A 15,663-nucleotide genomic window follows, 5' to 3' on the forward strand; every position below is an offset into this window, starting at 1 on the left:
TTGCGGCGAGGCAGGCTGTGCAAGATACAGAACCGGGGCCGGCCGATCCGCTCCGGGCGGCTACCTCCGGCTCCGGTATTCTTCATTTATCCCCAGAAGATCATCCAGACCCCGAATCCTATCAAAAGAATCCCGCTTCCCGCTCGAATTATATCCCTGTATTCTCGTATCCTGCTTGACGAGGCGTATCCCCCGAGGACCCCGACGCCGAGAAACGGCGTGAGCACCCCTGCCCCGAAGACCAGCAGGAGTGATAGATCCTGCACGGTGCCGTCGATCAGGATTCTGTTCAGCAGGACGAGGAGCATCGGTGCGGCGCACGGGGCCTTGACAATCGAAAATATCATGCCCAGAACGAACAACCCGACAAGGGTGGTCGCGTGCTTCCGTATGGATGACCGGACATAGTTGTCTGTGGAGACCGGGAGCCTGATCAACCCGAGCAGGTTCACCCCGGCGAGTATCGTGATCAGCCCTGCCGCAACGGCGAGGTACGGACCGAAACCACCAAGGGACATCCCCGCCAGCAGGAAACAGCATCCCATGACGATATATGCGGCGACCAGCCCCAGGCCGAATATCAACGAGTTCAGGAGACTGCTTCTCAAACCCTTTCCCGACCCGGTGACGTACACCAGTATGAATCCGAGTATTGCCATCAGGCAGGGCGAGAAGCCGGAAAAGAGGCCCAGGGAGTACGCAAGCGGGATATCCCAGTTTATCGGCGGGGAGTTCTCCTGCGGCTCAGCGCCGGCAAGGGACTGCTCAATCGCCTCCCTGAGGTTCTCCTCGGTGATCGCTTCCTTGGGGATCTTGAAGGTGCCGTCCACGACCACGGCCGGGACTTCGAGAAATGCGTATGCGTTCCATCGCTCCCAGCCGTCCACGGTCTCGACGTCGATCCATTCGATCGCGAGGACCCCGTCGTAGGCACCTTCCAGGTCCGCGATCAGCGGATCGGTGAGCTCGCAGTCCGGGCACCGGTCCATGTGGTAGTATTCAAGGGAGACCGTTGAGGCCGCGGCTGCAGGAATGCACAGGACGCAAGCAACCACCAGTATAGCGATTGCATATAGGGCTTTCATATGCACGGCCTTCATGACACTGAGGATCTCTGTTTTATCTAAATGCTGTTCAGTCCGAGATCAATCGAGAGTCGTTTCTTCTATAATTTCTCTCCTAAACAATTGTGAACGCTTCTTAGGATCATTTGGCACATCGCATTGATTCAGCGATCTTGATCATCTCTCTTTCATCCAGTTGACCGATTATCGCAACCTCTATCTGATTGCAGTTGAACTTCAGGAGAATATTTCCGCCAAAGTGCTTGACAATCTCCTTACCATCGTACGATTGAACGGTGGAATCCGTATTAGAGACCTGCTTCATCTCGGACGGTGTTTGAGTAATTATGAGAGTGCGGCTTCCGTTTGTATAAAGTAATGAAATACTGTCCGAAGTGTTGGTTTGGGTCAGAGAGGCGCCAGAGAAGAGATAATTAGAAGTGTATGATGGTAACGGAATTGGGAAATCTACTTTTTCTTGCACTTCCTCTATGGAAATGAGATCGTACATCTCAGGCAAGGTACTTCCGTTCGTTGCGACAAATGGCAGAGATATGATGAAATCGTTATCATCTACTCCGACATCGAATGAAATGTTTTCGTACTGGATAAACGATCGATAGTCTCCATAGTCGTTACTAACCCTGACTGGAATCAGTCGTTCTTGTTCTATCCAGATCGTTCTTTCTGGTAAAACGCTACTGTTTTCCGGGACTGCTTCAATGACATAACACAGTCTATCAGATTGGGTTTCAGTGCCAGTTAATTCCAGCCGGTACGATCGCATTACTTCCTGCAGCATCTGACCGTAATCACAGTCCGGCAACTTCGCCGAATCAGAACTATAATGCTCTACTACCGTGTTTTCTGCTAAGTCAAGAGTCCAGACGTTCTTTCCGTCCGAAATAGTTTCAATCCTGGATTCAAAATCCGTCAACTTAAATTTATTCGGCTTTTTCAGGACATAATCTTTATATTCGATATATTCGGCTCCAGAAAAAACGGTAGTAATGGCTACACTCTCTGTCATATCATCGATTGCCTCATACCTGGCCAGACTACGATTGACAATCTCATCGGCTGTCAACTCGCCGGAGGTCTCAACACATCCTGGCACGATGGTGAGAAGAGTGAGGAATAAACAGAAAATAATCCTTTTTTTTAACATAGTGGCTCCTCCGCCATCACAACAGCGGCGGGTGTCCATAATAATTCCACAAGAACCCCATAACAGCAAATAAAGCAGAGACCATGATCGCGAACAAACGTGTAGCGCGAGGACTGAGATTTGCAGCAGCAAATTTGGCGGTGGTGTATCGTGAGAGCGTGACCAGGAGAATCAGGGGGATTACGGCCAGCCCAAGCAGTATCGATGATAACAGGTGTGCCGGATCGATGTATCCCGGATACCAGATCAGAGCGCCGAACCGGATAACCGTAGCGGCTATAAAAAGGACCAAAAAAGTAAAAAAGAGTTTGAGTGATCTCAGCATAACCCGGCTCCTTCACATGCCTGCTGTGCGCCCCAGTTGCAGGCTCCGTGAGCTACGAAGAAATCACATGCGAGCGCGCAAGCTCCAGCACAACCAACAATGATCAGCGGATGCGTGGGCTTGATACAAAGATTAGTACAGCCAACCACACATCCTGAATCTGCAATGAATCCGCATATTCTAGAAAATGCGTACAGACAGAACTCACAGACAAGGCCATCATCATCTTCTGTCAGGCCCGCGACAGCAGGGTCATATCTGAGATATGAGATCATGCCATCGTGTGCAACAAATGCTCGCGCCTCGCTCCCGAGTTCGTTGCTGGCAAACACCAGAAATGCTTTTTCATCGGATGCTTCCTTGATGAAGGGCATTGTTACAAGGGTGGTGGTTACGGTCATACTTTCGTTCGTTGTAACACCTTTAATTGCCTGAATCTGCTCTGTGGAGAGAATAAACCCATCATCGAGCAATCCATCACGCAGATGCTGAACGGCAGTATCCGAAAGGGCCTGTGCAATTGCAGCGTTTTTTGTATCTCCAGTGAGCTCATCTGCACTCACTACAATATTGGAGTCGTCCACAGCTCCACTGCTCTCGGTAAACGAGTAACCGGTGCAGTTTCCCGGTTCAAGGGGGTTGCACGCCATCACCGGCACAACACCCGCGCTCACCAGCAGTACAGCGAAGAGCGCGGAGAGGGCCCGCATTCCAATATTTCCGTTCATTTACTTTCCTCCTGTAACATCCCCGGAGGCAAAAGAAGCGTAACTTTAAGTACATGGAATGCAAAGCTACTTTTCGCCTTCGGGTAGTGGGGGGGCTCGCCCGGCCTTGGACGGATTGGGCGAGCCTCCGCAATTTTGCCTGCAATCCACGACCTGACCATTACCGGGCAGGTCGTCCGACGGGCTACAGACGGTTTACCCTTTAGAAGTCCCTCACCATATACTTTTCGATCCCAAAATCGCTATAATCCCATGAATATTCATGGGTCGGAATGAGCAATCGAACGCAACCCCGCAAAAGAGACTCAGCTCTCTCCCTTTCACCGCTCCGCCACACCTTGAATGTGACGCTTCCGGTTAAGCCCCGCGCGAATGACCGCCCCCAACAAGAGTTCATCGGCCGCGTCGAGGCGCGGGGGACCACCACGTACCGGGGGCGGCGTGTATCCTGCCGCGATCACCGGAGATGAGAGCACGACGATTGCCGCTGCACTCCCCCGGGCGATAGAGGGAGGACAGGCGGGACACCGCAGATGGCGGGGTTTGCCTCGCACCGGTGCGCTTCCGGGCCGCGCCCGGCACCATCGGCCGTCGCTGTATCTCCCATTTCCGCCCATACCTGTGTATAGTGCTGGATAGACGAGCAAACAAGGGGAGCCCGGAAAAGAACAGATCACAAAGTATATAATGTCAACCAATGATTGTTGACATATGTCGCTCCCCCTGAACGACAGGCAGTTTGCATTCTGGCGCCTCCGCCGCACCGGCCTCCCCAATGTCGGTATCGCGAACCGCTTCAGCATATCCCGCCAGGCGGTCTCGAAGGCGCTGCTTGCTATGGACAGGAAGGTCGAGGAGACGCTTCTAGAGATGGCGCACGCAAACCAGATCGAAGTCGAGAGCCTGAACGCGGAGAAGGGGGTCCTCTTCGGGCGCTCCGTCCCCTTCGATGCCGCCGCTATCGTCTTCGTATCGGCAGACCGCGGTGTGCAGGTCTGGTACGAACACGAGGGCGACTGCGGCGCGTGCCCCAGGTACGCCCGGTGCATCGAACTCCTCTGGGACTACGCGGACGAACTGGGTATCGCGCTTACAAAGACCGACGACCCAACCCGTATGGCCGATGAACTCTTTGCAAAACTCCGGGAGATCGTATGATGTCTCTCGTGGAGACGATACGAGCCTACCTGGGCTGGTGCCCCGCAGAGGAGCCAGTGCAGGCGCACCGGCAGATGCAGCAGCAGGGGTCCGGCATGCGCGGGGAGCCCCCGCATAACGGCCGACGGCGCGTCGGCGGTGTAGGTATGAAGATTGATTCTATTGCCAAAGAAGAGTTGTGGCGTTCAGTTGCAACCTTTGGAGTCTCGCTTATCGTCACTGCTTTCATCATCACAACAGACTACCTCCCATTGCCACCGTTTTTGCTCTTACCCCTGCCATTGATGATCGCTGCAGTAGTCGCCTGCGTCACGGTGTGGTATAGACGAAAGGAGCGGCTGACCGACCCCAACCCCATAAGCATCCTCCGTCACGCCCTCCGGTTAAGAGATCACAGAGAAGGGGAAAAACGGCAGGGAAGAGCTGTCATCGATAAGGCGGTCGATATCGCCCTTCTCGTCACGGTCTTCCTGATCTACCTCTACGCGTCCCTTGCATACTCCATCAACCAGGTACTCTGGCTCCCCGTCCTTCTCATCATCGCCGCGCTGCTCGGGCGGATCGTCTTCACCGACGGCGGCGAGCGCCGCATCACCTTCGCGCGATCGGTTGTCTTCTACCTCGGAGCAGCCGCGATCGTTGTTCTGCGCTACCTGGCACTGGGGTATCCCGTTCTCCCCCTCCTTCAGGGAATCGCACTCATCGGCGTTGTTACTCATCCCAGCCTCTACATCTGGGAACGGCGGCGCACACCGGAGGGAACGGGTCGATGATAGTCCATGGAGCGATTGATCTGCTCTGCACACTCGTTCGGGACAGATCCGGTGTGGAAATCCACAACGAACCCCCTTTGACGGATATGACAGCGGACGGACAGAAACTCCGGGAGGTCGTGTGATGTCTCTCGTGGAGACGATACGGGCCTACCTGGGCTGGTGTCCCATGCAGGGGGCGATGCGGACGAATCTGCCGGTGCGGCCGGGCATGACCGCGGCACCGGACCGGGCCCGGGTGGCGGATGAGAAGAGCATTTTCGTCAGTCGATCCTGTGGCCGGCACGGCCTCATAAGCGTTTTAGGACAACCTTTAGGAGAAATGTCGCTGTTGCGCCGGAACGGCGATAGTCAGGTCGCCTTTTGCTTAGCCGCTGGCCCTCCTCCCCCCGTGAACACCGGAAGAGCACGATATCACAACTCTTTACTCCCCGGCCGTCTCTAACTCCGGTACGTGCCGCAGCAAAGAGCCCCCATGCCCCTCCCCGATACCGTCCAGCGCCGGACCGTCCTCATCATCGCCACCCTCGCCACGTTCATCACCCCGTTCATGAGCTCGGCGGTGAACATCGCGCTCCCGTCCATCGCCGCCGAGTTCGCCCTGGACGCTGTCACGCTCAGTTTCGTAGCCTCGTCCTATCTCCTTGCGACCGCGATCTTCCTCGTCCCGTTCGGTCGGTTGGCCGACATCTACGGGCGCAAACGAGTATTTTCCCTCGGTGTGATCGTCTTCGCCTCCTCAGCCCTGCTCTCTGCGCTCGCGACATCAGGGCTCGCCCTCATCCTCTTTCGGTTCCTCGAGGGTATTGGAAGCGCCATGATCTACAGCACCAGCGTCGCCATGATCACCTCGGTCTTCCCGCTCGAGGAGCGCGGGAGGGCGCTCGGGATCAACGTCACCGCCGTCTACGTCGGCCTCTCCATCGGGCCGTTGATCGGCGGCTTCCTCACCGAACTCCTCACCTGGCGGAGCATCTTCCTCGTCCACATCCCGCTCGATATCTACATCGTCTACAGCATCCGCCGGCACCTTGCCGGGGAATGGGCCGACGCCCGCGGAGAGCGGCTGGACATCGTCGGTTCGGTCTTCTACGGCGCGATGCTTCTTTCCGTGATGTACGGGTTTTCGCGCCTTCCGGAGCCTGCCGGCATTGCAGCCATCGTTATCGGCGCGGCGCTCTTTGCGGTCTTTTACACCTGGGAGGTGCGGGTGGAAAACCCGGTCATCGACATACGGCTCCTCGCGTCGAACCGGGCGTTCACCTTCTCCAACCTCGCCGCCCTGATCAACTACAGTGCGACGTTTGCCATCGGGTTCCTCCTCTCCCTCTACCTCCAGGTGGTCCGGGGGCTCGACCCCGGCGCCGCGGGACTCGTCCTGATCACGCAGCCGGTCGTCCAGGCGCTCTTCGCCGCCCCGGCCGGGAGGCTCTCCGACCGGGTGGAGCCCCGCTACATCGCTTCGGCAGGGATGGGGCTTGTCGCCGTCGGCCTCGCTCTCCTCGCGCTCCTGACCCCTATAACCCCGATGGCCTACATCATTGCGGTCCTCGCTCTCCTCGGATTCGGGTTCGCCCTCTTCTCCCCCCCGAACACGAACGCCGTCATGAGTTCGGTCGACCGGTCCCTCTACGGCCTCGCTTCCGGTATGCTCGCCACCATGCGGACGACCGGGATGATGTTCTCGCTCGGGATCGCCACCGTCATGTTTGCCGTCTTCATCGGCACCTCCCAGATCGGGCCGGAGGTCCGGGGACCTTTCATGACGAGTTTCCGGGTGGCGTTCACCGTCTTCGCTGCCCTCTGCATCCTGGGTGTCTTCGCCTCGTTCTCCCGCGGAAAGGTGAGGTAATGACCGCGCCGTCCTGTGGGGCCCCGTTCATCTCAACAGAGTCAAAAATTGCTTAATCTTTCTGCCCGCCTGCTTCGCCTACCCGATCAACTTCACCAGCCCGTGCCGGGGTTCGAGCACCTCGCCGCCGCGTTTCAGCTGTTCGAGGGTATGCTCGACCTTGTCGCGGGAGAAGCCTTGCTGCACCAGGATATCGACGACCTCCTCGACCTTTGCCTGGCCGCCGGAGTCGCCGGAGACGTTCCGGATCGCCTCCTTGACCGACCGGATGATGTCCCGTTGCGACTTCGTGACCCCGGTCACGAGTTTATCGATATCGAAGCTCCCGCTCTCGGCGTCGTAGGCGACCTGCCGGAGACAGGCGTCCACGATCTTCAGGATCCGTTCGGCATCCTCGGTATCGACGGTGTTTGAGAGGCGCATCCGGGCGCTCGCCTCCGCAAGCCGCACCAGCGCCTCCAGCTGCCGTGCAGTGACCGGAACGGGCTTGTCTCCGCTTGCATGGCTCCTCAGGCGCATGTAGTAGTTGATCAGCGCCCCCTGCGCCCCCTCGCTTAAGATGGGGAAACAGGTCCGTTTCGCGTAAGCGATGTACTTCCGGAGGAGCGTCGGGTCGACGTCGGGGGTGACCGGCGCAAGCGCACGCTCGATATACGCATCGTCGACGTCCGGCAGCGGCGTATGTCCGTGCTGCTGGATCAACTCGCCGACGCTGTGAGTCTTGATGATGTGCTGCGCGATCGCCGCGTCCCGCTCGGCCTCGGGCTGGTCGGTCATCACGAAGATGAGGTCGAACCGCGAGAGGAGGGAGGGCGGCATATCGATCTGCTCGCCGATCGGGACGAACTGGTCGAACCGCCCCAGTTTCGGGTTCGCCGCACCGAGAAGCGCACACCGGGACTTCAGAGTCGCGGTGATCCCGGCTTTTGCGACCGAGATCGAGTTGCCGCACCAGACCGGGATGCCGTTTCGCCGGACGTAGAGGGTGTGGTTCGGGACCTCAAGACAGTAGATCCTGCCCTTGTACGGCCGCGTCTCGATCTGCTGCTGCCCGTTTGAGTTGATGTTCGGCTCGTTCTGGCCGTCGCGGATGAAGGTCACCTGGTAGATGTCGTGGGTCGCCGCGGAGGTTCCACCCCGCGGATTGGCAGTGATGGTCCCGGCCTCCCGTATGAGGTGGACGTTTCCGGACCATCCCCTCTTCAGCAGGAGCTCGGTGACGTCGTCGGCAAGCTTCTTCGAGGAGGTCGTGTATATCGAAACCCCGGTCGTCCTGTTGACGTAACCGTCCCCGAGCATAAGCGCGTCGAGGAGGATCTCGATCTGCTCCGGTGGAAGCTGCTTGGCGTAGTCGGGGACGTACTTCTCGTGGCATTTGCCGAAGGGGGCAAGGTGTTCGGCGAGCTGCTTTGTATTGATCGAGAAATTTTTGCCGTCGTAGGAGAAGCGGAACGGCATTCGTTCGAGACACCGCCGGATCTTCCCGGCGGACCCGGGAGTCTTCTGCGATATGATCACACGGTAGGGAACCCCTGTCCTGGAGTGCCGCTGGACGGAGCCTTCCGAGAGGAAGTAGCCCAGGAACTCAAGCCAGTCGTCCATTCCGATGCGGATGGGCTCGGTAAGTTTTCCTCCGGAGTTCTGGTTCGCGAACAGAACCACGGGCGGGATCTCGTAGGTTTCCTCCTGCTCTCCCGTCCACACAGCGTTTTTCTTGAACCGCATCCTCTTATGGATCGGGGCCTCGTCCATGCGGACGAGCCGGAACCCCTCCCACTCGTCTGCACGCCGGTTCAGGTTGACATACATCCGGTGGTTCGGCGTGACCGCGAGGTCCACCTGCCGGGATCTGACGTAGTACAGGTCCCCGTCATACTCCGATGCCACGAAATTGGACGGAGATGCGTACTCGAGCCTGCCGTCGGAAGAGAGGGTCGCGACGCGGTCGTCCGTGGTTACGTCGCGGAAGAGCTTCCACCCGCTCTCCGTGAGGACCTCGGTCTCGTCGTCGTAGCACTGCTGCTCCATCGCCTCGTGAAGTGCGCTCCGGTCCTCTTTCGCCATCTTATCCATCTCGTCGACGGCGGCGATCCCCATATCCGCGAGGACCAGCGCACCTGCTTCGAGCGTCCAGCGGCCGTCGCCGAACTCGTCCTTGACGGCCGTCGCCGTCAGCCCCGCGGATGTCGATGACTTGCCGCTCGTGTAGATCCCGCGCGGCGAGAGTTTCACCACGTAACGGAGGATCTGACTCTTTGCGATACCCGGGTCGCCGACCAGGAGGACATGGATGTCGCCGCGGAGACGGGAGCCGTCCGGCATCTCTTTCGCGATGCCGCCGAAGAGCTGGAGTGCGATCGCCTCCTTCACATCGTCGGTCCCGTAGATCGTCGGCGCAATCGACCGGGCGATCTTCTTGTAGATCAGGGGGTCGCGGGAGAGCGCCAGGATCTTCGTCTCGTCTTCCTCGGTGATCGAGACCTCCTCGAACTCCTTCTCGGCGACCTCGATGAAGTTGCACTCGAGGTAGATGTCGAAGAGCGTGCTCTTCTGGCCGTAGTTGATCCTCTGCACCGACCGCAGGATGCCGTTCACCACCACCCGGTCCCCCGGCGCGACGATGCCGGTGAGGTCGTCGGTAACGTCGATATCGAGCGTCTGGGGCTGTTCGCCCCCCCGGAGTCCTTCGGGAGACTCCTGAATCCGGAGTTTCTGGGCGTCGACGAACCGGCACCGGTTCATGACCAGGTCAAGCCGGGTCTTGCGCTCGCAGTTCGGGCAGAAATCGGGTTCATCGAACCGCCCGTAGCCCTGAGGGACCGGGTCGGTGAGTTTCCCGCAGGAACGGCACCGGAAGACCGCACTGACGATCCGGGGGCGCACCTCGGTCGTCTTTCTGAGAATCCCCTCGACGGCGATGAAGGTGTTGATCTGCTCGGCCCGGATGTCCCGGACCTCGGTCTTCTGCGGGAGGTTCGTGAACCGGAGGTTGAGCTGGTCCGGGTCCTGACCGTCTTTGAGTTTGAGGAGTTTATTCTGGACGATAGCGTCCCGGATATCCCCGATGACCTTGCCCGGGCTCCGCAGGAGTTCAAACGCCAGTCTGTTGTTCAGGATCTTCCGGTAGTCGATGATGAGCGACCGGTTGTGCGGGTACTCGCGGGAGAGTTCGGCAAGTTCCCGCTTATACTGCTTCTTTAAAAACTTCGTCCACTCGCCGACGACATCGGTGACTTCGACGGTTACCTCTTCGGTCACGGCTGAGGTCCTCACGGGTGTCGCCCGGAAGCGAGGACGAACCGGGCGAGCAGCGCCTCCATCTGGATCTCGCTGCTTGCCCCTTCCGAGAGGCGGAAATCGGTCTCGCCGAGGGCGTCAATCAGTCTCACTTTGAGCGTCCGGTCGATGTCGCGCCGGACCAGCGTCCGGTAGCACTGGTTGATCAACTCGTTCGGGGCGATGCCCCGGCCGCGGATCAGGTCGGAGAGTATCTTTTCGGCCTCGTCGAACTCTCCCGCTATCGAGAGGTCGAGGAGTTCGTCGACCTCTTCCGGGCGGGCCGTCGCGGTGATCGCATAGATCATCTCCTCGTCGATTGCGGATCTGAGGATGGCCGCGCCCTGAAGGGCGTTGATCGCCTTCCTCATATCCCCGGCGGCGACGTAGACGATGGCGTCGAGCGCACCCTCCGTGACGGTGAGACCTTCGGCAGCGGCAATCCGCCGGACTTCCTCGATCACCGCCTCCGCATCAAGCGGCCTGAACCGGTAGATGGCGCACCGGCTCTGGATGGGGTCGATGATCTTCGAAGAGTAGTTGCACGAGAGGATGAACCGGCACGTTCGGGCGTAGGTTTCCATCGTCCTTCTGAGGGCGGCCTGCGCGTCCGTGGTGAGGGCGTCCGCTTCATCGAGGAAGAGGATCTTGAACGTCGCCCCGGCGAGCGGCGAGGTCCGGGCGAACTCCTTGATCTGGCTCCTGACGACGTCGATGCCGCGTTCGTCGGAGGCGTTCATCTCCCGGAAGTTCATCTGCCAGGAGTCGCCGAAGAACTCCCGCGCCAGCGCCACGGCGGCGGTTGTCTTTCCTATCCCCGCGCTGCCCGTGAAGAGCAGGTGCGGAAGGTTGCCGGTCTTCACGTAGGACTGGAGGCGCACCACGATCTCCTTCTGTCCGACCATCTCGTCGAGTCTTTGGGGCCGATACTTCTCTATCCAGATGGTGTGGTTGCCGTCCATTTGCGTAACTGTTGGTGCTCGGGCATTGTAAAAGCATCGTCACCCCTCCGGTGATCCTTTTTAGAGGGTTGAGGACGAACAGATAGTACCGAATTGTTGTGGAAATACCGGGGGTTCGCATGGAAGCCGGTATATTCCCGCTCCCTCCTGAGATGGACGAGATCATGGAACCTGTAGATCGGGTATTTGCACGGGACTTCGCCGCCGCACGGCATACAGTGGATTTTGGAGACGGGGAACGCGTGGTGACCCCCGGCGGCGCCGCCTGTCGCCGCCTCTTCATCGTCGGTGCCTTCACCGAGCGCAAAGGGAGCAGCGACGTCATGCAGGCCCGGATCGCCGACCCCACCGGCGCGTTCCAGGTCACGGCAGACTGGCAGAGCCCGAACGCAGTCGAGACGCTCGGCTACATTGAACCGCCGGCGTTCGTCGCCGTCACCGGCCGGGCGACGCTCGCCGGTTCCGGCGAGCGAGCGCACGCAACAGTGGACGCCGAGGCCCTTGTTCAGGTGAACCGCACCGTCCGCGACATCTGGGTCCTCGCGACCGCCGGCGCGACGCTCGACCGGCTCGAAACGCTTCTGGAAAGCGGCGATGAGCGTGCCGCAGCCGCCGTCAGGCTCTACGGGACCACGGACGAAGATATCCGGGACCTGGCCGGGACGGTGCGGACGGCGCTTGAAAGCGTCCGCCCGGACATCGCCGTCGGCGATATCGTCCCCGTTGTCAGGCGCGATCTCCTCCTTGCCGCCCTCGATGACGGGGGAGGCGCCCGGGGCATCGGCATCGACGACGCCGTCGCCGCCGGGGTGCGGTCCGGCCTCTCGGCCAGGGACGCAAAGCAAGGTATCGCGGACCTCATTACCGCCGGAGAGTGCTACCAGCCCGCATCGGGCATGATCAAACTCATCTGACACGATATGCACCTGCACTTTATCGAGAACGGCCCGGCCCTCCTGGTCGAGCAGGACCGGCGCGTGCTGGTCGTCGCCGACCTGCACATGGGCATCGAGTCGGGCCTTGAACGCCACGGCGTCCACATCGCGAGCCGGAGCGCCTCAAGGGTCGACCGGGTCGTTGCCTGTATTGAGGAGACGAAGCCCGACCTCCTCCTCCTCCTCGGGGACGTCAAGCACAACGTCCCGGTGACGAGCAGGCAGGAGTACCGGGAACTCCCCACTGTCCTTGCCGCGTTCCGGGAACGCGTGCCGATTGCCGTCGCCCCGGGGAACCACGACGGAGGTATCGGGCGGTTCCTCGACGCCGGAGAGCTCCTGCCTCCCGAAGGCGCGCTCATCGACGGTGTTGGCTACCTCCACGGCCATACCCGCCCGGCCCCCGAACTCCCCGGCCACCTCATCGTCCTCGGCCACCACCACCCGGTCGTCTCGCTCATGGACGCCGTCGGCTGCGCCGCACGCGCCAGGCCGGCCTACCTCTACTCCGGAGCGACCGGCTCCTGTGAGGAGGAGACGCCGCCCGGGGGCCGCACCCGTCTCCTCTTCGTCCCGGCCTTCAACGAGTTCGCCGGCGGGATCGACGTCGGGCGGCTGAAGACGAGCGGGCTCGGGCCGCTCTCCCGGTGCATCGACGAAAAGAACGCGGAGGTGTTTTTAGCGGATGGCACATACGTCGGCTCCCCGGCCACGCTCTGCCCCGAAGGCGGCGTCTGACCTCCTCGACCCGCGGGTGCGGGAGGTCGTCCGGAAGCGCGGGTTTGCCGGCCTCTCCGAGGCCCAGGAGCAGGCCATCCCGCGGCTTCTTGCGGGGGAAAACCTGGTCCTGGTAGCGCCGACCGGCACGGGAAAGACCGAGAGTGCGATGCTCCCGGTCTTCGACCGGCTCCTTGAGAGCGTCGGAGCGGGGTTTAAGGCGCTCTACGTAACCCCGCTCCGGTCTTTAAACCGGGATATCCTCTCGAGGATGGTGTGGTGGTGCCGGGAGCTCGGGCTCTCGGTCGGCGTCCGGCACGGGGATACGCCGCAGAACGAGCGGCGGAAGCAGGCGCTCTCCCCGCCCGACCTCCTTATCACCACCCCGGAGTCCCTGCAGGCGCTCTTCATGGGCAGGCGCCTTCGGGAGCATCTGAAGAACGTCCGGTACGTCGTCGTCGATGAGATCCACGAGCTTGCCGACAGCAAGCGGGGCGCCCAGCTCGCGGTGGCGCTCGAGCGTCTGGCCGCCTACGCGGGGGAGTTCCAGCGGATCGGCCTCTCGGCGACCGTCGGAAACCCGGACGAGATCGGCCGGTTCCTCTGCGGGGCCCGGCCGTTCTCGCTTGTCGAAGTGCCGGTCGCAAGCAGTCTCGATATCAACGTCCGGTTTGCCGGGGAGGACTTCGCCGCTCAGACGCGGGCCGTCGGGAAGTGCCTTGATCTGCCCGGCTCCACCCTCGTCTTCGTCAACACCCGGGTGACCGCCGAGGCTCTCGGGCACGAACTCTACTCCCGTGGGGACGTCGAGGTCCACCACGGCTCGCTCTCGCGTGACGTCAGGGTTGAGGCCGAGGAGCGGTTCCGGAAGGGCGAGGTCGGGACGCTCATCGCGACGTCGTCGATGGAACTCGGGATCGATATCGGGCATATCGAGCACGTCGTCCAGTTTGGCTCCCCCCGGCAGGTCTCGCGTCTGGTGCAGCGGGTCGGCCGGGCCGGTCACCGCCTCGATGCCGTCTCGCACGGCACCGTCCTCGCCACGGGGTTCGACGACCTCTTAGAGTCGCTCGTGATCGCACGCCGGGCGAAGGCGAACGAGTGCGAGCGGATCGTTCCCCCTGCCGGCGCCGCCGACGTGCTCGCAAACCAGGTGGCGGCGATGGCGGTCGAGTACGGGGAGATCGAAGTATCCCGCGTCCGGGAGATGGTCGAGCAGTCGAACGTCTTTGCCGGCTCGCAGCCGCTCCTCGACGCCGTCTGCAAGCAGATGGCGGAGCACCGCCTTATCCGGCTCGACGGGTCCCGGATTATCCGGACGGGGCGGGCGCGGCGTTACCTCATCGAGAATCTCTCGATGATCAACGACGAGCGGAAGATGGAGATCTTCGATATCGTCTCGCGCCGGACGGTCGGGACCCTGGACGAGTCGTTCGTCCTCGGGTGGCTGCATACCGGGGCGGTCTTCATCACGAAGGGTCAACTCTGGCGGGTGCTCGAGATCGAGGGCGGCAGGATCACGGTCGAGCCGGCCGCACGGGCGCGGGGCGAGGTCCCGTCGTGGGAGGGCGAGCAGATCCCGGTGCCGTTCGCCGTCGCGCAGGAGGTCGGGGCGCTCCGGAGGACCCGGGCGTTCGGCCGTTATTCCGATATTCCGGCGGTGATCCGGTATGCGGAGGGGTTCATCGCCCGGATGGACGAAGGGAACTATCCGGTCCCCTCGGACCGTCTCGTCACCCTCGAAAACGCCGACGACGGCGTGGTCTGCAACGTTTGCGGCGGGCACAAGGCGAACGAAGCGCTGGCCCGGGCGCTCTCGGTCCTCCTGTCGGCCCGTTACGGGACGACCGTCGGGATCGAGGTCGGCGCCTACCGGTTCCTCCTGCGCCTGCCCGCAAACGTCCGGGCGCTTGAGGTGCAGGAGACCCTTGCCGCGCTCGAACCTGACCACCTCCCGGGGGTCCTGAAACTCGCCCTGAAACGAACGGCGCTTTTCAAGTGGAAACTCGTCCAGGTTGCAAAGAAGTTCGGCGCCATCGACGCGGACGCCGACTACGAGCGGTTCAGCATCCACCGGCTCATCGACCTCTTCGACGAGACCGTCATCGCGGGCGAAGCCTACCGGGAACTCTTCAGCGACTCAATGGATGTGGAAGCGGCGCAGGAGATCCTTGCGGCGGTCCGCGACGGCCGGATTGCCATAACCGTCGGGCGGTTGAGCCCGCTCGGGAGCGAAGGGCTCTCCTCCTCGCGGGACATGATCCCGCCGCCGATGGTCGACCAGGCGGTTATCGGGACGCTCATGCGGCGCCTTGAGAAAGAGGACGTCGTCCTCTTCTGCATGAACTGCCGGAAGTGGAAGAGCCGGACCGTCGTGGAGCGGGTCCCCGACCGGCCGCAGTGCCCGCTCTGCAACGCCCGCCTCATCGCGGCGCTGAAACCCTGGGACGAACAACTCATCCCGGCGGTGAAGAAGAAGAACAAGTCCGAGGAGGAACGGGCGATCGAGGTCCGGTTTCTCCGGAACGCAAACATCGTTCTCTCCAGCGGAAAGAAGGCGGTGACCGCCCTCGCCGCAAAGGGCGTCGGGCCGGAGGCGGCATCCCGGATCCTCGCCACCCTGACCGAAGGGGATGCCTTCTACCGGGAGGTCCTCAAGGCCGAGCGGAACTACGTCAAGACGCATAGATTCTGGTAAAAAGGAT

Annotated in this window: 11 protein-coding genes; 6 read left to right on the forward strand and 5 right to left on the reverse strand. The window is 61.0% G+C overall.

The genetic code is table 11. The annotated features are described in order from the left end of the window. Positions 1-86 precede the first annotated feature (86 nt). The 3 genes from BP737_RS14435 to BP737_RS14445 all read right to left on the reverse strand — a co-directional run bounded on the left by BP737_RS14435 (position 87) and on the right by BP737_RS14445 (position 3,285). Complete coding sequence (locus BP737_RS14435; RefSeq protein ID WP_342686305.1) at positions 87-1,085, reverse strand: cytochrome c biogenesis protein CcdA; 999 nt, start codon at positions 1,083-1,085, stop codon at positions 87-89. Positions 1,086-1,206: 121 nt separating this feature from the next. Continuing rightward, positions 1,207-2,271, reverse strand: coding sequence for a hypothetical protein (locus BP737_RS14440; RefSeq protein WP_342686306.1), 1,065 nt, complete (start codon positions 2,269-2,271; stop codon positions 1,207-1,209). Between the two features lie 279 nt (positions 2,272-2,550). Next, positions 2,551-3,285, reverse strand: a complete 735-nt coding sequence (locus BP737_RS14445; protein ID WP_342686307.1) for a hypothetical protein — start codon at positions 3,283-3,285, stop codon at positions 2,551-2,553. Between the two features lie 711 nt (positions 3,286-3,996). Between BP737_RS14445 and BP737_RS14450 the strand changes: the two genes are divergently transcribed. From BP737_RS14450 to BP737_RS14460, 3 genes are all read left to right on the forward strand, one after another. After that, positions 3,997-4,443 carry a hypothetical protein gene (locus tag BP737_RS14450; RefSeq protein ID WP_342686308.1) on the forward strand — a complete coding sequence of 149 codons (447 nt, stop codon included), beginning with the start codon at positions 3,997-3,999 and terminating at the stop codon, positions 4,441-4,443. After that, the gene (locus BP737_RS14455) at positions 4,440-5,216 is read left to right on the forward strand and encodes a hypothetical protein (protein ID WP_342686309.1); all 777 of its coding nucleotides are present in this window, start codon (positions 4,440-4,442) and stop codon (positions 5,214-5,216) included. The genes BP737_RS14450 and BP737_RS14455 overlap by 4 nt, the downstream gene beginning before the upstream one ends. A 454-nt stretch (positions 5,217-5,670) precedes the next feature. Continuing rightward, entirely contained in the window at positions 5,671-7,068 is a 1,398-nt protein-coding gene (locus tag BP737_RS14460) for an MFS transporter (protein ID WP_292405453.1), read from the forward strand. Positions 7,069-7,146: 78 nt separating this feature from the next. Here the strand turns inward: BP737_RS14460 and BP737_RS14465 are convergent, their stop codons facing one another. Together BP737_RS14465 and BP737_RS14470 are read right to left on the reverse strand one after the other, a co-directional pair. Continuing rightward, complete coding sequence (locus BP737_RS14465; protein ID WP_292405456.1) at positions 7,147-10,326, reverse strand: LAGLIDADG family homing endonuclease; 3,180 nt, start codon at positions 10,324-10,326, stop codon at positions 7,147-7,149. Positions 10,327-10,337: 11 nt separating this feature from the next. Continuing rightward, a complete protein-coding gene (locus tag BP737_RS14470) occupies positions 10,338-11,306 on the reverse strand; it encodes a replication factor C small subunit (protein WP_292405458.1) in 969 nt (322 codons plus the stop codon). A 119-nt stretch (positions 11,307-11,425) separates the two neighbouring features. Here BP737_RS14470 and BP737_RS14475 point away from each other — a divergent pair, with 119 nt between their 5' ends. The 3 genes from BP737_RS14475 to BP737_RS14485 are packed head-to-tail and all read left to right on the forward strand — an operon-like array spanning position 11,426 to position 15,656. Next, on the forward strand, positions 11,426-12,220 hold the full coding sequence (locus BP737_RS14475; RefSeq protein ID WP_292405461.1) for a hypothetical protein: 795 nt from the start codon (positions 11,426-11,428) through the stop codon (positions 12,218-12,220). A 6-nt stretch (positions 12,221-12,226) separates the two neighbouring features. After that, a complete protein-coding gene (locus tag BP737_RS14480) occupies positions 12,227-12,979 on the forward strand; it encodes a metallophosphoesterase (RefSeq protein WP_292405463.1) in 753 nt (250 codons plus the stop codon). Beyond that, a complete protein-coding gene (locus BP737_RS14485; protein ID WP_292405466.1) occupies positions 12,927-15,656 on the forward strand; it encodes a DEAD/DEAH box helicase in 2,730 nt (909 codons plus the stop codon). Before BP737_RS14480 ends, BP737_RS14485 begins: the two co-directional genes overlap by 53 nt. Positions 15,657-15,663: the final 7 nt, after the last annotated feature.

It is taken from the genome of Methanoculleus sp. UBA291 (assembly GCF_002499755.1).
GTDB lineage: Archaea > Halobacteriota > Methanomicrobia > Methanomicrobiales > Methanoculleaceae > Methanoculleus > Methanoculleus palmolei.